Genomic DNA, 22468 nt, shown 5'->3' with positions numbered 1-22468 from the left:
TTTGAATTTGTTCAGTTTAAGAAGATCTTAAAAGAGAAAAATTATTCTTCTACAATTGCTAAAATGTCACTCTCAGACATGATAAGCACGTCTTCGTTATCAATTTTTTCTGTTTTAACGCCATAACCGTCGTTAAAAATTACGATATCGCCAACTTTAACATCCAGTGGTTTAACGTCGCCGTTTTCCATAATACGGCCGTGGCCGACAGCTAAGATTTCGCCACGAGTAGATTTACCCGCCGCAGAGCCTGTCAGAACAATACCACCAGCTGATTTAGCTTCGACTTCTTTACGTTTAACAATAACACGGTCATGTAATGGACGAATCTTCATTAATAGATCTCCTATAAAAAAGTCCATATCAGGATTAAGGTTGATACCAGTGCCTAAAATGAACCAGTACCATGACGATACAGGTGGGGGCATCCGGTAAAACTTCAAGGGGAGAAGTGTATTTTTTTTTCAAATTTTCCCCTTTTTAGTCGATTATGCTTTAAGCCAACTATTTTTTGTCAGAATAATGGTCGTTATCCGGCTGATCAGCCTTATTATTCAGCTGGTTACTAGGGCTATCTTCTTTACGCTGAAATTCCCCTTCAAAAGTACTTCCGCCCTGACTTGAAGAGAACCCACTCTGCCCAGTTCCTGGGGTATAAATTTTGAAACGCGAAATCAGCTTTGTGACCAACACCGATTGAAGCGGTGGAAGTAATAAAAGTAAGCCAAGGAAGTCAGTAAAAAAGCCGGGTATCAACAACAAAATACCCGCTAATACTAACGAAACACTCTTTACCATTTCAGCAGCAGGCACTTCGCCCATCGCCAATTTTTGTTGCATAGAGGCAATATTTTTTACGCCTTGGTTTTTAACCAACGAGATACCGACACAAGAAGTCAGTACCACAAGGAATAATGTTGTGAGTACGCCAATCGATGAAGCGACATGCACAAAAATCACCGCTTCTACATAAATAAGAAGACAAATAACAATCAATGGGAGCCAACGCACTTGGTTCTCCTTTTATAAAAAAGATTCATATTATTAATAGAAAGGAGTGTGAACTATCTCTAAGGTAGTAATTCACAGACTCGCTTTTTCTCAGTTTATCTACATAATAATGGGGAGCATAATACTCCTTTTCAAGGGGCATAAAAAAGAGAGCGATAACAGCAGGATCCATGAGATAGATCACAAAAAGAAAATAATTAAACGTTATTTACTTATAAAGTGATCCAGCTTAAAGGTATTTGCTTACAACCCGAATATGATCGTGCCAGTACCAAGCAAAACGGTAAGTTATATTACATTATTAACCGTTAACGATATATTTTATTAACAAGCGCATAACTAGACAGTTAAAATTTTAATAAGAAGGTTCTCATGTCAAATAAAACTCGTATCGAAGAAGACCTGTTAGGTAAAAGAGAAGTTCCAGCTGATGCTTACTACGGTGTTCACACCTTACGTGCTATCGAAAACTTCTACATCAGTGATCGTACAATCAATGATGTTCCAGAATTCATTCGTGGTATGGTAATGGTGAAAAAAGCCGCTGCATTAGCAAACAAAGAGCTTCACACTATTCCTCGTGAAATCGCTGATACGATTATCAAAGCCTGTGACGTAGTATTAGAAACAGGTAAACACATGGATCAATTCCCAGTTGATGTATTCCAAGGCGGTGCTGGTACTTCATTAAATATGAACACCAATGAAGTTATCGCAAACATCGGTCTGGAATTAATGGGTCATCAAAAAGGTGAATACCAATACCTGAATCCAAATGACCACGTGAATAAGAGCCAATCAACAAACGACGCTTATCCTTGTGGCTTCCGTGTTGCTGTTTATAACTCTGTTATTAAATTAACTGAATCTATTGAACTGCTGAAAGCAGGCTTCGATAGAAAAGCAGTTGAGTTCAAAGACATCCTGAAAATGGGTCGTACTCAATTACAAGATGCTGTACCAATGACTTTAGGTCAAGAATTCCATGCTTTCTCTGTATTAATGAAAGAAGAAGTCAAAAACCTAAAACGCACTGCTGAGTTACTGTTAGAAATGAACTTAGGTGCAACTGCTATCGGTACTGGTCTGAATACTGCACCTGGTTACCAAAAACTGTCTGTTGAAAAATTAGCAGAAGTTACTGGTTTAGCTTGTGTTCCAGCAGAAGACTTAATTGAAGCAACTTCTGACTGTGGTGCATATGTCATGGTTCACGGCGCGTTAAAACGTTTAGCTGTGAAAATGTCTAAAATCTGTAACGACTTACGTTTACTCTCTTCTGGTCCTCGTGCAGGTCTGAAAGAAATCAATCTGCCAGAATTACAAGCAGGTTCTTCTATCATGCCAGCTAAAGTAAACCCAGTAATTCCAGAAGTTGTTAACCAAGCTTGCTTTAAAGTCATTGGTAACGACATTTGCGTAACAATGGCTGCTGAAGCAGGTCAATTACAATTAAACGTAATGGAACCAGCAATTGGTCAAGCAATGTTCGAATCAATTTCTCTGTTAAGCAACGCATGTCGTAACTTAGTAGAAAAATGTGTTGATGGTATCACTGCGAATAAAGAAATCTGTGAACACTTCGTATTCAACTCAATCGGTATCGTTACTTATCTGAACCCATTCATTGGTCACCATAACGGCGACATCGTTGGTAAGATTTGTGCAGAAACAGGTAAGAGTGTACGTGAAGTTGTTCTAGAACGTGGTTTATTAACCGAAGAACAACTGGATGATATCTTCTCTGTTGAGAACTTAAAAAACCCGGCTTACAAAGCAAAACGCTTCGATGATTAATAATTGTGTTTTATAACATGACACTGTTAAACATAAGAATGAGCTCTTAAAAATGTAAGGCACGAACTCTTTAAGGGACGTGCCTTTTTACTTGATTGTAAAAACAAAAATTTAACTTATCTTTCTCATTTTTTTAATTATCTCAAGGAGTAAACGCTATGTTAGCCGTAGAATTGATTATCGTTCTGCTGGCCATTTTCCTCGGTGCGAGACTTGGGGGAATTGGTATCGGGTTTGCCGGTGGTTTAGGGGTATTAGTCTTAGCTGCCATTGGTGTTAAACCTGGTTCGATCCCTTTTGATGTTATCTCCATCATTATGGCTGTTATTGCCGCAATCTCTGCGATGCAGGTTGCTGGTGGTTTGGATTACTTAGTTGGCCAAACTGAAAAACTGTTAAGACGTAATCCAAAATACATCACAATTCTTGCGCCTATTGTGACTTATTTCTTAACGCTATTTGCAGGTACAGGTAATATTTCTTTAGCAACACTACCAGTTATCGCTGAAGTTGCAAAAGAACAAGGTATCAAGCCTTGCCGTCCTTTATCAACAGGTGTTGTTGCTGCTCAAATCGGTATTACTGCGTCACCTATCTCTGCTGCAGTTGTTTACATGGCATCTGTCATGGAAAACCCAGCAATGGTTGGCGAAGGTCACACTGTCAGTTATATCACGCTGCTGTCTATCTTATTACCAGCAACTTTCCTTGCTATCGTCCTGATGTCATTCATCGTCTCTTGGGTATTTAACTCAAAACTGTCTGATGATGCAGTCTATCGTGAGCGTTTAGAACAAGGTCTGGTTGAATTACGTGGTAGCCAAGCGCGTAGAGAAACATTACCAGGCGCTAAAGCATCTGTAATGTTATTCTTACTGGGTGTTGTTTGTGTTGTTTCTTATGCCATCATCAACAGCCCAAGCTTAGGTATCGTGAAAGAACCGTTAATGAACACCACTAACGCGATTCTTATCATCATGCTGAGTGTTGCAACGCTGATTACTGTGTTCTGTAAAGTAAAAACTGACACCATCCTTAACTCAAGTACCTTTAAAGCAGGTATGAGTGCATGTATCTGTATTCTGGGTGTTGCATGGTTAGGTGATACTTTCGTTTCAAGCAACATTGACTGGATCAAACTGACTGCTGGTGATTTAATCACTGGTCACCCTTGGTTATTAGCGGTTATCTTCTTCTTCTGTTCTGCTCTGTTATATTCACAAGCTGCAACAGCAAAAGCATTAATGCCAATGGCACTGGCTTTAGGTGTTACTCCATTAACAGCTATCGCATCTTTCTCTGCAGTTTCTGGTCTGTTCATTCTGCCAACTTACCCAACACTGGTTGCGGCAGTTCAAATGGATGACACAGGTACAACTCGTATTGGTAAATTAGTCTTCAACCACCCATTCTTTATCCCAGGTACTATTGGTGTGGTATTAGCCGTTGGTTTTGGTTTCCTCTTCGGCAGCATGATTTTGTAGTTTGATATAAAAATAAAACATTGCAAAAGCGCTAGGCAGCTCATTGCTTAGCGCACAAAAATAAAAAGAGAATACCTCATTCATTGAATGGGGTATTTTCATTTTAGCGCCATAAAATTTGCTGATGAGCACGATTTCAACCTTCCCTTATCTTTTACTTGCCTGCCTTTCATTTTGCTGTTAAATCTGCTAATTATGGTGTTTCTGCTATAACGTGATTTAAGGAGATTTTCGTGCAACGTGAAGCGTTATTAGACCATGTGCTTATCAAACTCGAACAGCTGGGTTTGGCGGCAACTTTAACCGAACTTCTTCAAGAGTTGGATTTATCACCACAGCAACTGCACCCTTTCTGGCCAGATAGAGACGCGCTAATTTTCGATTGCTTGCGCCACCACGGACAACAAATCGATATTTGGCAACGCCAAGTGATGTTAGATGAAAATCTGACAATAGAGCAAAAACTGCTAGCTCGTTATGACCAATTAGCAATGCGTCTTGAGAAGGCTCGATTTCCTGGCTGTTTATTTGTCGCAGCATGTAGCGCATATCCTGATGAACACTCTCAAATCCACCAACTTAGCCAACGACAAAAGCAAAGCTCCTTTGATTACTCCAGAACGCTGCTGCGCCAACTTGATATTGAAGATGATGAGTTAGTTGCCAAACAGATGGAACTCATCTTAGAAGGGTGCCTAAGTCGTTTAATGGTGAATCATCATGCTGACGACATTAAGACTGCTAAATTATTAGCGGAAGATATTCTTAAGATTGCCCAATGTCGCAAGAATGGGGCATTAAGCTAATAGTAGAACGCGCTAGAAAAAGTAAAGGTGACTGTTTTTTCTCATTCACCTATTTTCTGCTATTTTCTGCCCAAAAGAGAATCTTGAATATCATAAAAAGAGAAAATCTTCGTTGGAATGATAAAAAAAACAAATAATGTTACTGATTGTTTTTTAAACTTTTTTCAGTAAAAAAGTACGCATGACGAAAATTTAAACTCAGATAGAATAAAAAGAAAGCAAACGAACACATTTTTGCATTTTTTATAAAAAAGACGTTGACGCATCACGCTGAATACGGTTTAATGCGCCTCGTTGCCCGGATAGCTCAGTCGGTAGAGCAGGGGATTGAAAATCCCCGTGTCCTTGGTTCGATTCCGAGTCCGGGCACCACTATTTAGAAAAACCAGCCTTATGGCTGGTTTTTTGCTTTCTGAGTCAACAAATTCTTGGCTTAACGGTTTTCTCCCTCTTCTGTTTTTACCTCTTCCTTTTTCTCTCAATAACACATTCCCTGGCAGTAATTATAAAATTCTTAGTCATTTTTCAGTAAGTAGATAAATATCCGTTTATAATCGTAGATATCAATTATCTTCTCTAAGAAACACGAATTATCACAAAAGGAGTTGTGTAAATGGAATTTCCTAAAGACCGCGCTTTTCACTCTCTTCTCTGCGCATTGGCATTTATTGCCTATTTCCTTTCGCCTTTTATTATCTTATTTATTCCTAATGTGATGGGTTTTATACAATCCAGTTATGCGATTTCATTAATAAGTTTTCTTATTTATCTCCCCTACTGCCTTATCATTTGGTTTGCTTATCAAAAAAATATCAAATTAATGCCACTAGGTTGTTTTCATTGGAATAAGTTAATCGCACCGCTACTCGCACTTATTGCTCTAATCTTTATTAATGGATTTTTTGGTGCAGAAGAAAAAGAGTGGATAGATTTAACCAATAACATCTCAGGGTTCGCTTTTTTTCTCTTTATCCTCTCGCTTATTTTCCTTGCACCTATTACTGAAGAGATAATATTTAGAGGTTTCTTGCTTAATGCCGGTATGTGGTATGGAAATAGAGGCAAGTGGATTGCTATTATCGTCTCATCACTGCTGTTTTCATCTATCCATACGCAATACCACGCTATTAGTACCTTTATTCTTATTTTTATTGTGGGTATTATTTTTTGTCAGGTAAGAATAAATACTCAGTCTTTGATAGCGCCAATGGTATTACACAGCCTATACAACAGCATTGCCCTCATTAGCACAATTTAGAATTTTATACATAACAAAAAGATTTATCTTTATAGAAAATATTTATTAGCTTTTAATTTATGGCTAACTAATAGTTAAATATTTTGTCTTTAACCTTTAGGGAATGATCCGATACTATAAAAGATAATAAGTAATATTATTCAATCATCACAAAATAACTTATATTAACGTTTAGCGCGAATAAAAATATATCGATAAACCCTAGAACGTGACGCCAACTACACGTTTTATCAATAACTTAAGATATGATAAATATTATTAATGTGATAATGAAATCGCTATTTTTACATTGAGGGAACACCTTGTATGAATTTATTTTTTCAAAACAGCCTAACCTTTCCCAGTATTATTTTTAGTGCCTTACTTATTATTATCCTTTTTTATTGGCTATGTGCTGCTTTTGGATTATTAGATATCGATTTATTTAATATTGATAGTGAGTTAGATATCAATGTAGATGCAACTGGCGTTGCAGGCTGGTTAACTAAATTAGGTCTTGCCGGCATTCCTGTTACGATAATCTTAACGTTCTTTACGCTATTTGGCTGGTTTATCAGTTACTTCACTAACTATTGGGTTATTCGTTTTATTGAAACTGATTTAATTCGTTATTTAATTGGTTTTATCGCCTTAATCATTATCTCTTTTATTTCTCTTAATCTTACTGCGGTATGTTTAAAACCGATTCGTAAAAAACTGATTTCTCGCAATAAACCTAAATCGGTTCACCAGCTTGTGGGTAAATTAGCGCGAGTGCGATCAGAATATGTCACAGAAAACAGAGGTGAAGCAATTCTAGAGGATGGTGGTGCAGGGTTAATTTTACAAATTAGAGCATCTGCAACAGAAAATATTAAACGAGGTGATAGCGTTATTATTATCAGTTATGACGCAGCAACTCACAGTTATCAAGTCGTTACGGAAGATGAATTTCGTCGTTGATCTCAATATCGATGAAATAATATTTAGCTAACAGACAAACACTATTAAAAATGACGGTATCGTCTGAACCTATGGAGAACAAAGTATGGATTTGGCTTTTATAATGCCTTTCTTAACGATTATTGGCTGCATCATCCTCATCATTTTGGGGTTATTTGGGCTGTTTAAGGCATTTTATATTAAGGTTCCACAAGGTACGGCATTAATTGTCAATGACATGTCATCACAACCCAAAGTGCATTTTACGGGTGCGCTTGTCTATCCGGTTATCTATAAAAAAGAGTTTATGCGTATCTCTCTTTTAACCTTAGAAGTGGATCGTCGAGGTAAAGATGGCCTTATTTGTCAGGATAACTTACGTGCTGATATTACGGTCGCCTTCTATTTACGGGTTAATGAAACCACAGAGGATGTGTTAAAAGTAGCCAAAGCCATTGGTGTTGAGCGCGCCTCAGATCACCAAGCGGTAAGCGCCCTCTTTAGCGCAAAATTTTCTGAAGCACTCAAAACTGTGGGCAAACAGTTTGATTTAGCAAAACTTTTCGAAGACAGACAAAATTTCCGTGATCGCATTGTTGATGTGATTGGTAAAGATCTAAACGGCTATGCATTAGAAGATGTCGCCATTGACTATTTAGAACAAACACCAAAATCGGCACTTGATCCAAATAATATCTTTGACTCTGAAGGTATTCGTAAAATAACCGAAATCACTGCGATTCATAACATTGAAACCAACCAAAAAGAGCGTGATCAAGAGTTGGCAATTCAGAAAAAAAATGTTGAAACTCGCGAAGCGAGCTTGGCATTAGAACGCCAACAAGCGGATGCTGAAGCTCGCCAAAAACGTGAAATTGATAATATTCGTGCTCGTGAAACATCTGAAACGTTACGAGTTCAAGAAGAAGAACGTTTGAAATCAGAACAAGCAAGAATTCAGACTCAGCAAGAAATTGAAATTCGTGAAGAAAATCGTATGCGTGAAGTGGAAGTCGCACAACAAAACCGCACACGAGCAGTCGCTATTGAAGAAGAACGAGTAAGCCGTGCACGTGAATTAGAGATTGTCGCTCGTGAGCGCGAAGTAGAGTTACAACGTATTGAAAAAGAAAAAGCATTAGAAGAAGAGCGCAAAAATATTTCAAGTGTGATCCGTGAACGTGTTGCGGTTGAAAAAACGGTTGCTCAAGAAGAAGAGCGCATTAAAGAAGTACGTGAAATATCAGAAGCTGAACGTATGAAACAGGTCACTGTGATTAATGCGCAAGCTGAAGCAGAAGAATCTTTAGTACGTCAAGTGAAAAAAGCCGAAGCCGATGAAGCAAGTGCCAAGCATAAAGCAGAAGAAATAAGCACAATGGCAAAAGCAGAGTTAGAAGCCTCAGCAAAACAAGCCGAAGCGAAAAAACGCCTAGCTGAAGGTATCGAAGCGGAACATGCTGCATTAGGTTTAGCACAAGCGCGTGTTCGCCAAGCAACCGCTGAAGCCGAAGAGAAAGAAGGTTTAGTATTAGCCAATATTACTGCTGAAAAACTGTTAGCAGAAGCGCGTGGCTTAAAAGAGAAAGGTTTAACCGAAGCACAAGTAATGGAAGCTAAAGCCCAAGCAGAGCAACAACAAGGCTTTGCTGAAGCTAGAATTTTAGAAGAAAAACTGATGGCTCAAGCGCGTGGTGAAGAACAACAAGCTAACGCTAAAGAAAAATTAGGTTTAGCGGATGCGAAAATTCTTGAAGAGAAACTTGCCGCTCAAGCTCGAGGTGAAGGTCAATTAGGTGCCGCGCAAGCAGAAGTCATTCGCCAACGTCTGAAAGCCGAAGCCGATGGTTTAACTGACAAATTCAAATCGATGGATCACCTCAGTGATACCGCACGTTCTCATGAAGAGTTCCGTATGCGTCTTGAGAAAGAATTTGAACAAGCCATGGCTTCAATTGACGCGAATAAAGAGATTGCTCGTGAACAAGCCGATGTATTAGCGGCGGCACTAAGCAAAACTAATATTGAAATTGTCGGTGGTGATGGCAGTTTCTTTAATACTTTCTCTAAAGCACTCAGTTTAGGTAAAGCGGTTGATGGCTTTATGGATAAAAGCAGCTTTGCCAAAGAGAATGTTGAAAAGCTAATTAATCGCACCAAACAAGATAAGAAAATGGATATCGCTTCTCTGTTAAATAATCCAGAAGTTCAAGATTTGATTAATGGATTTATGGCAACAAAAGGAGCCAGTCAACTTGCTAAAAATGTGACGGAAAAACCTGAACCATCAGCAGATGACTAATTCTAAATAAAGGAATACAAAAGGCATATGGCTTAGTTATATGCCTTTTAATTATATTTATCGATTAAGCCAAGGAAATCCGTTATACCATGTCTGATATTCAGGATACGAATCGCGAACAGGAAATACTCGACAGCGCCGTTGCACAAGGTGGTGCGTATGAAATATTACGCAAACGTCTAACAGAGCAAGGTCAGCAACTTCATCAACAGGCAGCGTTATTAAACCAACATCGCTTAGATGAATTTGGTCAAAGCCAGATGGATATCATTGGGCGCATTCGTATTCGTACTGAAAATAACTGCCAAGCAAGAGATATTGTTCGTGTTGGCGATTGGCTGCTTTTTGGTTATAACGTATTTCTTGGTTTAAAACGAGAAACGCATCTTGAAGATGTATTTTCACTGTATCGTTTAATAGAAACAGAGGGTGAATTTGATGTTGAAGCGGTTGCTTATGAAGGCACATTCTTAAGTGACAACCGCTTTGTTCAAGATTTCACTGAGCTCTACACCTATTATAAAGATACACAGTTACTGCAATTAGTAGAACGAGATGGCAAGCTACTTGCCAGTTTTCAAATTGGTGCTCGTATTACTGATGTGCGTGTTTTTCGTTGGGCTATTTCCAGTGATAAGCAGCGTATTGAATATATTGATAATCGTGGTGAACGCGATATCGCCCTTCCACCTGCTTACGATTTCACTTGGCTTAGAACACAAAGGGAAAATACGGTTAATGGTCGTTTTCCTCATATTAATATTCTTGATACCGTTTTTGTTGAAACCACGGGTGGCGATCTCACCGTTAAATGTGAAAATAATACTGAAGACGGTTTAGGTATTTATCGTGAAGCAGTACTTGATAAAAACCAATCTCTTGATGATGCACTGATTGAATATGCACAAACAGGCAGCTTAATTTTATTAAAAATCTTGCCTTATCGAGAAGAGAACTGGCGTTATTTGGTTTATAACACCTTAACGCAAAGCGTCCAACGCATTGATGCGATTGGGCAAGCTTGTGTACAGCTACCCGAAGATCATGGGATTATTTTTCCGGGTGGTTATTACCTACAAAATGGTGAATATAAAACCTTCGATCAACCAATGGAAGGTATGTATTTTCGCCGTTTACGCCGCTCGCCTAATGGCGAAGACGTGCTATATGTTTTCTATTCACCAACACAAGGTCGTCTTGCACTGTTTAATTACAATATGATTGAACGCAAGCTAGCTGTACCTTTAGTTGGACATGGTTACGCCATGTTTGAAGATGGAAAAATGGTGCTATTTGAAGGTGAAGGCGAAGAAGCAACTCGCGTTCATCCGATGCAAGTTTGGCAAACTCCGTTTTATTCTGAAGAATTTGCAGATAAACAGCCGCCTCGTAATGGTTTTTATGGGCGCATCGGTAATGCGGATTTAGTGCGTGGGATCTCTGAAATACTGCATGTAGCAAAAGAGATAGAAGGTAACCAAGTCTCTATCTCTCGCTATGAACAACTTAGTCAACAATCTAAAAGCCTGTTAGATCTCTATTACTGGTTTAACGATGAGCACTGTTTAGGTATTGGAAAATTACTTAAAGAGATAACCCAAACCAGCGAATTAGTCCTTGATGAATATGAAAAAGTTGAAAGTATTCGTCAGCAATCAGCAAAATCAATTAACGAAGCCATTAGCCGGCAAAAATCGTTAATTTCTTTAACGCATCCTGATAGTTGGAATGATATCCAACAATTTGTTGAAGGATTAAATCAATTAAATGCACATCGTGGTCATCTGATTTCACTACGTGAGTTCCGTTATATGGATTTAACCAAACTCAGTGAAATGGAACAGGAAACTACCGATGCACAGCAACGAGTTTCACAAGCCACAGCCGTTTTTCTTGCTAGTGAAAAAGCGTTACACCCCTTTAAAGCGCTACTTGTCTCTTTTGAAGAATTAATAGAGAAAGCGCAAAACAGTGCACAATTAGATACCCCAATGAATGACATGGAAAAAATGTCAGCTGATTTGGATATGTTATCTAACTTAATGACTTCGCTAACCTTTAATGATGTGACTCAGCAAACTCAGATCATTGATGCGATTTCGCAAATTTATGCACAATTAAACCAATCACGCGCACGCTTACAACAAAAAAGAAAATCACAAAGTAGCGGTGAAACGGTGGCACAATTTGGTGCGCAATTTCGCTTATTTAGCCAAGGGATCACCAATGCGCTCTCTCTTGCAACGGATCCTGAACGCTGTGATGATCAACTTTCGCGCTTACTGGTTCAATTGGAAGAGCTTGAAAGTCAGTTTAGTCACTACGATGAATTTTTAGATGATATTCTCACTAAACGCGAAGAACTTGTTGAGACCTTCGAGTCACATAAACAGACGTTGATCGACGAACGTCAACGCCGCGCTCAAAACCTATTAACCGCCGCGGATCGTCTATTAGAAAATTTACAACGCAGAACCGCAAGGCTTCAATCTCAAGATGAATTAAACGCCTTTTTTGCCTCTGATCCTTTGGCATTAAAAACAAGAGAGATCATTGAAAAATTAAGAGAAATCAATGACAACGTAAAAGCAGATGATATTGATGCTCGACTAAAATCTTCTCGTGATCAAGCCATTCGCATATTACGTGATAAAACCGATATCTTTGAAGATAACGGAAATGTCATTAAATTAGGACCTCGCCACCGCTTTAGTGTTAATACACAAGAGCTTGATCTTACGATTTTACCTAAAGACGAAAAACTTTGGTTATATCTCACAGGAACTGATTTTCAAGAACCAATAGAAAATGCTGAACTAGAGCAACTGAAACCCTATTGGAATGCATCTCTCGAATCTGAATCGGATACGGTTTATCGTGCAGAATATCTGGCTTACTCCATTATTTATGCCGCAGCAAAACGCCAAGACTCTCTGACTTATGACATCTTAAAAAGTGCACTTGCTGTGCCTGATAAGCTTGAAAAACTGGTACGTGATTTTGCTACACCACGCTATAAAGAAGGTTATGAAAAGGGGATCCACGATCACGATGCGATTGCTATCTTAAAAAAATTGATCCCAACAGGAGAAAGCGCTGATCTTCTGCGTTATAACCCCGCAGCTCGCGCTATTGCGGCTATTTTCTGGGAAAATGCACAACATAATGAATATCCCGCACTTTGGCCTGAACGCGCCAGAACAGCGCTAAATATCCAACAGCTTTTCCATAACGATGATGCGTTAATTGATTTACAAGCAGAAATAGAAGCGGATATTCGCTTATTTTTAATTGATAATCCTATATCATGCCAACCTTATACACCAATTCAAGCAGCTGAATATCTTAGCTTTATTCTAGCAAGAACCCCCATCGAGCTGGTTTACAGTAAGTATGCAAAAGAGTTGGTTATTGCACTACAAAGTCGATTAGAAGAAGCTCATATGTGGATTGATTTTAATCGTTCACAACAGAACTTAGCGACTCGTTATGCTCAACGTTGGGCATTAATCCAAAATTGGCTGCAAGGATTATGCTCAATAGCGCAATACTCACACCTTACCCCTTATATTCCGGGTGCCATTGCCATTATTATTTTAGATAAAGTGGCATCGGCACGTTATAGCGAAGCCGATCTCTATTTCACCGTAAATGGACTATTAGGTGAGCATCCAACCATTAAAAACCAATCTTTATCATTAAGTTTAGATGACTACTTTAGTCGTATGCGGGGACAGAGAAAAACCTTTATTCCCGCATTTCGTCAATATCAAACTTTGCGCCAAAAAATCGTTGTTGACCAACGCGCTCGTTTAAAACTTCATGAATTTAAAGCCAAACCATTAAGCTCTTTTGTTCGTAACAAGCTGATTAATGATGTTTACTTGCCAATTATTGGTGACAATATGGCAAAACAAATTGGTGCCTTAGGTGAAGGCAAACGTACCGATTTAATGGGTTTATTATTGATGATATCCCCACCCGGTTACGGTAAAACCACATTAATGGAGTATGCCGCCGCACGTTTAGGGCTGATCTTTATGAAAATCAATGCGCCGGCTTTAGGGCACAATGTATTATCACTTGATCCTGAACAAGCCCCCAATGCGACAGCAAGACAAGAGTTAGAGAAGCTCAATCTAGCACTTGAAATGGGTAATAACGTCATGCTGTATGTGGATGATATTCAACATACTCACCCTGAATTTTTGCAAAAATTTATCTCATTATGCGATGGTACAAGACGTATTGAGGGGGTTTGGCGTGGAAAAACCAAAACCTATGATATGCGTGGAAAAAAATTCTGTGTGGTAATGGCGGGTAACCCTTATACCGAATCTGGTGAAGTATTCCGTATCCCAGATATGTTAGCAAACCGAGCGGATATCTATAATTTAGGTGAAGTATTAGGTGGAATGGATGACGCATTTGCGCTGAGTTATATCGAAAATAGCTTAACGTCTAATCCCGTTCTCGCACCATTGGCACTACGTGATTTAAACGATCTCTATCTTTTAGTTGATAAAGCCATGGGCAAGTCTGTTTCTACAAATGCATTAAGTTATCCTTATTCAGATGCAGAGATCAGTGAGATTGTTTTAGTACTTAAACATTTAATTACATTACGCAATGTTATCTTAAAAGTGAATCAGCAATATATTGCCAGCGCTGCGCAATCAGATAAATATCGTACCGAGCCTGCATTTCGCTTACAAGGTAGTTACCGTAATATGAACAAGTTAAGTGAAAAAGTCTCTTCCGTTATGAATGATGACGAGCTAGAAAGGCTGCTTGACGATCACTATCTTGGTGAAGCTCAATTACTCACAACAGGTGCTGAAGAGAACCTATTAAAGCTCGCTGAATTACGCGGAAAACTTTCTGAGAAAGAGACAACTCGTTGGCAACAAATCAAAAAAGACTTTATGCGTAATAAAGCATTGGGTGGCGATAATGCCGATATTGGCGACCGCGTTGTTAACCAATTAGCGAATTTAGTTGAGAGTGTGCAAGGTTTACGCTAGAAACAAAAAGATGAGTTTAGCTCACAGATTTTAGTGGGCTAAATTACATAGATAATGTTTTATAAATCGAGTAACCCATTTCACGTTCACGAAACTTCCTCGTCCAATACAAATGAACAAGAAAATATTGTGAACAACGTTGTAGTTAACTATTTTTACTATATCAATTTCATTGATATTAAAGATAAATTTACATATATAATAAAAATGTTATTAACACTTGAGTTTTATAAATATTTTATTTTATTTAATATGTAATTAATAAATTCATGATTAACCATAAAATACTAAACAATTTAACAATTAGACTTATTAAGTACATATATTTTATATTTACTCACTCTATGAAAAGAATAATATAAAAATATTCTTAATAAGAATCAGTATAAATAGTTTTATGCGATCTCTCTCTAAAGATAAGTAATTAACTCAGGATTAATCATCATGGAAATGATAGCATCAAAAATGCTATAAACTAATTATAAAATTTATAATGATTTTATTTTAATAAATTGATGTTAAATAAAATATATTAGCTTCAATTTATTAACAATATAGACAATATAAATAAACGTGAATAGTAATAATGTATTGTTTTAAATAAATTTATCACGAAAAATTATCCTATTTTTATCTGGTTTAATCCAGGTTTTATGCCAGATAAGTAGCAACACAACAAAAATACTTTCAATAAAAGTGGGCGTACTATGAAAAGCATGTTTACGACAAGGGAAGTCCCTGACGTAGATCGGTTTTCCGTATTCAGGGATACAATAAAAGACCGCTTTTTATCTTCTTATGAATGCAATGAGGTCGAACTGCCATCTAACTCTCGATTTTATGCCAATATCGTTGAGCAACAGGTGACAAATATTCGTTTTATTCAGCTAGAGTCTAACGGACATTGGGCAAGTAGCCGCCCTTTATCTCATAAACTCAGCCTTGAAGAGCATTTTCAAATAGAGCTACAGCGTTCTGGTACCAGTCATCTTACGCAAGATGGGAGAACGGCATTCTTACGCCAAGGGGATTTTTGTATTTTTGATATGGCAAGACCCGTATCTTGGTCTTTTGATAACGACTATTCACTATTTAAGATCCTGATCCCAAGAGAGAAACTCGCGTCACGTTTAGGCAATACGCAAAACCTAACCGCTAGAGCTATTCGAGGCAACAGCATTACAGGCTCTTTAGTGTATAGCTTTGTTATGCGCTATATCCCTTTTTTAGATTCAATGCCGCCTCAACATGCACAGCAACTTGCTGATATTTTACTAAATCTAATTACTTCTGCATTTAGTGAATATAGCATTGCAACGCCACCACAAAGCCTCGGACGCTCTACACTATTTTATTTTGCACAACACTATATTGAGCAACGGTTATCTGATCCTGAATTAAGCGTCAATGAGTGTGCTAATGCCTGTGGGATCTCTGTGCGCTATTTACAAATGCTCTTTAAAGAACAAAATACTTCTGTTCATCGTTGGATACACCAAAAGCGCCTTGATAATTATAAAGCCGCATTAGTTAATCCATTATTAGCAGAAAAGAATATTACCCAACTTGCTTATGAGTGTGGATTTAGTGATATTTCAAACTTAAGTCGTAAATTTAAATCTGAATTTTTTATGACACCATCGGAATATCGTAAAGTGCATTCGTTAAGATAAGTTTTAAAATGACCCTATGGGTCATATAAAGACCATAATAAACATTAAGATTCATATATGAATCAATAAGTACTCAGAATGCTCATTTCCCCTCTAGTTTATATTTTGGAGGTTACGCTAGAGGGGAAAGAGTGGTCGTTATATCAGCCGTAACGAAATTCAATACCCAAGGTGCCACAAGGGTATTCCCATTTAGCTAATACGGTATCTCCACATAACACTCGACAAGTACCGCACTCTAAACATCCCGCATAATCAAAAAGATACTGTCCTTTTTCATCTCGTTTATATAATCCAGCAGGACAGGCTTTCATCAGTATTTCAAATTGAGCAGGGTCGATATTTTCATTTAAGACAATATGTGGGTTTTCTTCATCTACATTAAATTTATTAACCCCTAATTTAACGTCTACGTTTACCTGACTCATAAAGATCGTGCCCCCTTAAATCCGTCTTTAATTAAATTCATCACACCGACCTTTTTAACTTGTGACAGTATTTTCTTGCGTACTGGTTTTTCAGGTCCATTAATAACAAATAAGTCATGCATGACATTCGCTGCCATTTGAGGGTAATCAGTAAAGAAACGCGTATTATCAAGGAAGGAAGGTAGGTCTTTATATAACTTCATATCTTTCATTACAAAGCTATCATTTAACAGTGACTGATAACAACTGAGCTCTTTTTTGCTATAACTATTTTGCTCTTTTGCCAGTAATACCGCTTTTGCCGCCGCTTCTCCCGATGCTATCGCTAAATCCATGCCTCTGACGGTATAACCAACGTTAAGACAAAATCCAGCAGCATCACCTGCGACTAATACACCATCTTTTACTAATTCAGACACCATATTCATGCCACCTTCTGGCACCATATGCGCTGAATACTCTAATAATTTTCCATCTTTAATTAATGGCGCAACAATGGGGTGTTGCTTAAAATCTTCCAACATTTGAGGAACTGTTTTTTCGAATTTATCGACATTATGCAGCCCTAATACTAGACCTAATGACACGGTATTTTTGTTGGTATATAAAAAGCCACCACCAAGATAACCACCGGATGGCGCGCCCGCAAACAGCCACGCTAAACCATCATCATTAGTACAACCAAATCGGTCTTCCATTTGTTGAGGAGTAAATTCTAATAACTCTTTTACACCAACGGCAACGGTATGTGGATTTACTTTTTGCGTCATTCCTAGCTGTTTTGCCAATAATGAGTTCACACCATCCGCTAAAATAACCACATTAGCTTCAATCTCATCATCCCCTGCTTTAACGCCACATACTTTGCCCTCTTTCACTAAAACTTCATCAACACGCACGCCCGTAATAACTTGAGCGCCTGCATTTTCCGCTTTTTCCATTAACCATTGGTCAAATGAAGAGCGCAATACAGTATAAGAGCGGGCGGATGCCTCTTCTTCTTGAGTATGTTGATAATCAAGCGTTACACCATCTGTTGGCGTTAGCATGGAAATTTTTTCGCGTGTAACAACTCGTTCTACAGGGGCTTCTTTCGCAAAATCGGGAATAATCTTTTCTAAGCTATGTGCATATAGTCGTCCACCCGTCATATTTTTGCTGCCTGCAAAATTACCACGTTCAACAACGAGAACATCACATCCTGCTTGCGCCAGCACATAAGCCGCCGTACCACCTGCAAGGCCACCACCCACAATAATGGCGTCAAAAATATCGTCTGACATACTTTTATATCCTTTTATTATGCTTGGTCACTTGGCAACGCTCTACCAAGTGACCGATGGCAATTAGCCGCCAAGCTTCGCGGTTAATGCAGGTAAAACTTTGTAGAGATCGCCAACAATACCGTAGTCTACGACATTGAAAATAGGGGCATTTTTATCTTTGTTAATCGCGATAATGGTCTTAGCTCGATCAACACCCACCATATGCTGGATTTGTCCTGAGATACCCACAGCGATATAAACATCAGCCCCTAATGTCACACCCGATACACCAATGTAACGGTCATGCTCCATCCAACCTTCGCCTTCAGCGATAGGACGCGAACACCCTACTTCACCTTGTAATGCTTTGGCTAAAGCCGTTGCTAAAGCAATATCATCTGCCTTACCAAAACCACGACCAACACCGACAACACAGTGTGACTTACCTAAATCGACGCTACTGCCTTGTTTTCGTTTGCGCGCTAGCACTTTTAATGTGTGAGCTGGTGCAACAAAGGTGCTTTGCACAACCGATGCATTGGGTGCATCTGTTATTGCTTCAACATCTAATGCGCTCCCCACTGTCACCACCGCATAAGGCGAACGAATTTCTGCTGTTGCATGCGCTAAACCGCCATAAACTTGATGCGTGGCTAATACCGCACTGTTTTCAATCGTCAAACTTAATGCATCACTAACTACACCAGCATTGAGTGCAACACCAAGGCGTGCAGCTATCGCTTTAGCGCGTTTTGAAGAGGAGAGTAAAACTAACGCATTCGCGCCAGCTTCTTTAATAATTTGAGCAAAAGAAGCGGCATAATCTTCAGCAACAACATCATCTTGAGGTGCAAAACAGTAGACACAATCAGCACCTAAACTCACACATTCACGAGTACTTTCATCGTTACCAATAAATAAAACATTGACCTTTTCACCAAAGCCACGAGCAAATGCGATAAGCTTTGCTAGATCATCCGCTTTCTCAGCATAAACAAAGGTAGTTGGTAGCATACTAGCCATTTTAGGGCTCCTTATTGATTAAGCGCTTGGCGTAAATGTTCAGCAAAAGCGGCAATATTTTCATCAGAATCGCCCTCTAAAATAATACCTAGACGATCAGTTTGCTCTGGTGCACAAACGGCTGTTTGCACAACAGTTGGTGCTGAAATATCAACACCCAAATCCGCTAAACTCCACTTCTCTACTGGTTTTTTATTCGCCGCTAAAATGGCTTTCATCGAAGGGAGTTTTGGTGTGTTGATACTCGACGTGACTGAAATAACCGCAGGTAATGCCAGTTCGACCTCTTCAGTAATATTTTCTAAGTCGCGTTCAACAATAATTTTGTCGCCTTCAACGGTGATTTTGCTTACTGCGTTAACACAAGGTAAACCTAAAAACTCACCAACCGCTAAACCTGTTTGTTGAGCATATAAATCACCCGAACCTTCACCGAAAACTAATAGATCAAACCCCGCTTTTTTTGCTGCTTCTGCGATAATTTTAGCGGTATCAGTAGAGTAAAGCGCACTACAAGCATCATCAGAAACAATCGCTAATGAATCAGGACCACGAGATAAAATATCTTTTTTAATTTTCGCGTTTTCGACCATCGCCGTAGGACCAACACTTAATGCGATAACACTGCTATCACCTTGTGCTGTCGCCATTTCAACCGCGGTTTCAATGGCATTAAGGTCATATAAACTAATTTTCAAACCCGCATTATCCGTTGCGAGAGTACGATCAGGCCGTGTTGTGATGTCTTGTTCGTCATGAACAACCTTACAGCAGGCAATAAGTTTCATAATTCACATTCTCCGTTTTGCTCAATGGAGCAAATTAATAAAATCTCAATGTCATTACGCTAAAATATGTTTTGCGATAACCATACGTTGCACTTCACTGGTGCCTTCAAAAATCTCGGTGAGTTTTGCTTCACGCATTAGGCGTTCTACTGGATAAGATTTGGTGTAACCCATACCACCATGGAGTTGAACTGCTTTCTGGGTAACATAAGTTGCTGTTTCAGCTGCATAAAGTTTGGCTTGCGCAGATTCACGGGTGTAAGGAAGACCCGCCATTTTGGCTGCCGCGGCGCGATAAACCAGCATACGCGCACAATCAACTCGCGTTGCCATATCGACTAATACCCATTGAATACCTTGGTTAGCGGAAATAGGTTTACCAAATTGAATACGTTCTTTGGTGTAAGTAATAGTGGCATCTAACGCACTTTGGGCGATACCTAATGCAAGCGCAGAGCAACTTAAACGACCGCCATCTAAGGTTTCCATGGCGATACCAAAACCTTTGCCTTCTTCGCCAAGACGCGCACTAACAGGAACGACACAGTCACTGAAGCTAACAGAACATGTCTGCGAACCATTCATACCCATTTTGTCTTCAGGTAAACCGATGCTCATTCCGGGGTTACCGCGTTCAACTAAAAATGCGGTAATGCCTTTTACGCCTTTGCTCTTGTCTGTCATGGCAAATACGATAAAGAAAGCCCCTTGAGGTGCAGCTGTTATCCACAATTTAGAGCCGTTAATCACATAGTCATCACCTTGACGCACGGCGGTTGTTTCTTGAGCCGCAGCATCACAGCCCGCACTTGGTTCTGATAAACAGAAGCAGCCTAGTTTTTCACCTGAAACCACGCCTGGTAAAATACGTGCTTTGGTCTCTTCATCGGCATATTTTTGAATAACAGGACCGGTTAATGAACATTGTGACCCCATAATCATGGCGTGAGATGCGCTCACTTTTGCCATCTCTTCTGTCGCTAAAACATAACTCAGTGCATCTGCTTCTGTACCACCATAAGCTTCATCAATATTGAAACCAAAGAGTCCCAACTCAGCCATTGGTGCAACACTTTCACTAGGAAAGCGATGCTCTTTATCTATTTCACCTGCAATAGGTTTAATATCGTTTTCAACAAACTCTCTGACCATATCGCGGATCAGGACTTGTTCTTCTGTTAGCTGAAAATCCATGTTTATTTCCTCTGAGAATATTTCTGGTTATCTCTATGGCGTGCGATTTCACACTTAATGTCCTATCGCACGCCTTAATTGGCTTAACGTTATTTCTACATCGTCGCTATAGATGCAGGTAAGAAGGTGTACAGCAGCAACATAAACATCATGGCGAGCAGTGGGATAGCGAGTGTTAATGTACCCACTGGACCATAACCCTCTTTATGGCTGACACCACAGACGCTAAAGACAGTAATAATCAATCCATTAAATGGTGGGGTTGTACTCATAGATGCCATTGTGGCGACACGGTGTAAGGAGCCTTGGTCAACCACCGCCGCTGGGAACATGGTGGCAATCATTGGCATCGCAATACTTAATGCACCAGAACCCGATCCACTAATAAACACCAGCGCACCGACCGAAATAGCAGTAACAACAAGTGGATTAAGACCTGATTGTGCTATCGCTTGGAATGACTCTTTAAATGCAGGTAAGGTCATGACTAACGCACCAAACCCAACGATAACGGCGGTGTTGAATAGAGAGGTCACCCCTTCCATCGTGCCTGCGGCTAAATTAGGCACCAATTTTTTCCAATCGAGATAGCGTAAATAGACAATTAATGCCGAAATAATGGCGCAGAACAGCGCAATAGCCGGATCCCATTTCAGAATGTTGAGCACCACCAGCAAAATAAGCATTGGTAACAGTGCTACGAGAACATTGGGTAATTGGCGGTTTTTATTGCCTTCATCTGCTTTAGCGGTTTTTTCGTCTTCTACCCAACCTTCGCCTTTCGCTTTTACACGTTTAAATAACCAAGTTAGGTAAATAATCACTAAAGTGATTTGGAACAGCGCCGTAAGCATACCCGGTACTAAACCCGCGGTTGCTGAAGTTCCTAAGAATTTCATTGGGATAAGGTTTTGGATCTGAGGTGATCCTGGCATGATCATCACGAAGGTACCCGCACCGGCAAAATAGACTGCAGGAATTAATCGACGTGGAAGATTTGCCTTACGGAATAGACTGACCATCATGGAATAGACAGTAAACAGTGCAACGAAAACGGAGACACCGCCATAAGCTAAGATGGCACAAGCTGCAACCAATGATGGAATAACCGCTCTCTCACCAAATTTACCAATAATGAAAGAAGCAACACTGTCAGCAGCACCACTGATAGCGGTCAATTTACCGAAAATAGCACCCAGTACGAAGATAAAGAAGAAACTACCAAAGTAACCGCCTAATCCACCGGTATACACTTGTAACAGTGCATCAACGGGATTAAGCATATCGGGTGACACAAGCCATGCTGTCACCGCAAGAAAAAGGCTGGTGGTAAAAACAGAAATAAAGATGTGTATACCTTTCATACACATAATCATCAATATCGCTAGCCCGATGACTAAACAAAGAATACCCATAATTGCCCCACTTATATGTGTTAGGGTTCAATTGGCCTGAGCACTCGCTACAGGCCTTTTGTTAATATTGATTAATATC

Annotated in this window: 16 protein-coding genes and 1 tRNA gene; 9 read left to right on the top strand and 8 right to left on the bottom strand. The window is 39.3% G+C overall.

Annotated features, from left to right (window positions below):
• Positions 1-41 precede the first annotated feature (41 nt).
• Positions 42-335, bottom strand: coding sequence for a co-chaperone GroES (locus ABN099_RS13020; RefSeq protein WP_349464263.1), 294 nt, complete (start codon positions 333-335; stop codon positions 42-44).
• Between the two features lie 169 nt (positions 336-504).
• Positions 505-1011 (bottom strand): FxsA family protein, encoded by a 507-nt coding sequence (locus ABN099_RS13015; protein WP_349464262.1) that lies wholly within the window; start codon positions 1009-1011, stop codon positions 505-507.
• A 372-nt stretch (positions 1012-1383) separates the two neighbouring features.
• On the opposite strand from ABN099_RS13015, the gene aspA reads away from it, so the two are divergent.
• The 9 genes from aspA to ABN099_RS12970 all read left to right on the top strand — a co-directional run bounded on the left by aspA (position 1384) and on the right by ABN099_RS12970 (position 16276).
• Positions 1384-2808 (top strand): aspartate ammonia-lyase, encoded by a 1425-nt coding sequence (gene aspA / locus ABN099_RS13010; RefSeq protein ID WP_349464260.1) that lies wholly within the window; start codon positions 1384-1386, stop codon positions 2806-2808.
• Between the two features lie 158 nt (positions 2809-2966).
• A complete protein-coding gene (locus ABN099_RS13005) occupies positions 2967-4292 on the top strand; it encodes an anaerobic C4-dicarboxylate transporter (RefSeq protein ID WP_349464259.1) in 1326 nt (441 codons plus the stop codon).
• A 233-nt stretch (positions 4293-4525) separates the two neighbouring features.
• Positions 4526-5098 (top strand): division control transcriptional repressor DicD, encoded by a 573-nt coding sequence (gene dicD, locus ABN099_RS13000; RefSeq protein WP_349464258.1) that lies wholly within the window; start codon positions 4526-4528, stop codon positions 5096-5098.
• A gap of 296 nt (positions 5099-5394) precedes the next feature.
• A tRNA-Phe gene (locus tag ABN099_RS12995) sits at positions 5395-5470 on the top strand.
• 241 nt (positions 5471-5711) lie between these two features.
• Positions 5712-6356, top strand: coding sequence for a CPBP family intramembrane glutamic endopeptidase (locus ABN099_RS12990; RefSeq protein WP_349464257.1), 645 nt, complete (start codon positions 5712-5714; stop codon positions 6354-6356).
• 306 nt (positions 6357-6662) lie between these two features.
• Positions 6663-7298, top strand: a complete 636-nt coding sequence (locus ABN099_RS12985; protein ID WP_349464255.1) for a ubiquinone biosynthesis protein UbiH — start codon at positions 6663-6665, stop codon at positions 7296-7298.
• A gap of 85 nt (positions 7299-7383) precedes the next feature.
• Entirely contained in the window at positions 7384-9579 is a 2196-nt protein-coding gene (locus ABN099_RS12980; RefSeq protein ID WP_349464253.1) for a hypothetical protein, read from the top strand.
• An 89-nt stretch (positions 9580-9668) separates the two neighbouring features.
• Positions 9669-14603: a DNA repair ATPase gene (locus tag ABN099_RS12975; RefSeq protein WP_349464252.1), complete on the top strand. Its 4935-nt coding sequence runs from the start codon at positions 9669-9671 to the stop codon at positions 14601-14603.
• Between the two features lie 707 nt (positions 14604-15310).
• Entirely contained in the window at positions 15311-16276 is a 966-nt protein-coding gene (locus tag ABN099_RS12970) for a helix-turn-helix domain-containing protein (RefSeq protein WP_349464251.1), read from the top strand.
• Positions 16277-16419: 143 nt separating this feature from the next.
• Here the strand turns inward: ABN099_RS12970 and ABN099_RS12965 are convergent, their stop codons facing one another.
• The 6 genes from ABN099_RS12965 to ABN099_RS12940 form a co-directional block, all read right to left on the bottom strand.
• Positions 16420-16704, bottom strand: coding sequence for a ferredoxin family protein (locus ABN099_RS12965; RefSeq protein WP_349464250.1), 285 nt, complete (start codon positions 16702-16704; stop codon positions 16420-16422).
• Positions 16701-17987, bottom strand: coding sequence for an FAD-dependent oxidoreductase (locus ABN099_RS12960; RefSeq protein WP_349464249.1), 1287 nt, complete (start codon positions 17985-17987; stop codon positions 16701-16703). Before ABN099_RS12960 ends, ABN099_RS12965 begins: the two co-directional genes overlap by 4 nt.
• 63 nt (positions 17988-18050) lie before the next feature.
• The gene (locus tag ABN099_RS12955; protein ID WP_349464248.1) at positions 18051-18992 is read right to left on the bottom strand and encodes an FAD-binding protein; all 942 of its coding nucleotides are present in this window, start codon (positions 18990-18992) and stop codon (positions 18051-18053) included.
• 11 nt (positions 18993-19003) lie between these two features.
• Complete coding sequence (fixA, locus tag ABN099_RS12950; protein WP_349464247.1) at positions 19004-19780, bottom strand: putative electron transfer flavoprotein FixA; 777 nt, start codon at positions 19778-19780, stop codon at positions 19004-19006.
• A gap of 54 nt (positions 19781-19834) precedes the next feature.
• Positions 19835-20974: an acyl-CoA dehydrogenase family protein gene (locus tag ABN099_RS12945; RefSeq protein ID WP_349464246.1), complete on the bottom strand. Its 1140-nt coding sequence runs from the start codon at positions 20972-20974 to the stop codon at positions 19835-19837.
• A gap of 95 nt (positions 20975-21069) precedes the next feature.
• Complete coding sequence (locus tag ABN099_RS12940) at positions 21070-22389, bottom strand: GntP family permease (protein ID WP_349464245.1); 1320 nt, start codon at positions 22387-22389, stop codon at positions 21070-21072.
• Positions 22390-22468: the final 79 nt, after the last annotated feature.

This window comes from Proteus hauseri (assembly GCF_040139125.1).
GTDB classification, from domain to species: domain Bacteria; phylum Pseudomonadota; class Gammaproteobacteria; order Enterobacterales; family Enterobacteriaceae; genus Proteus; species Proteus hauseri_B.
Note: the sequence above shows the minus strand (reverse complement) of the source record. Positions and strands in the feature narration are given on the sequence as shown.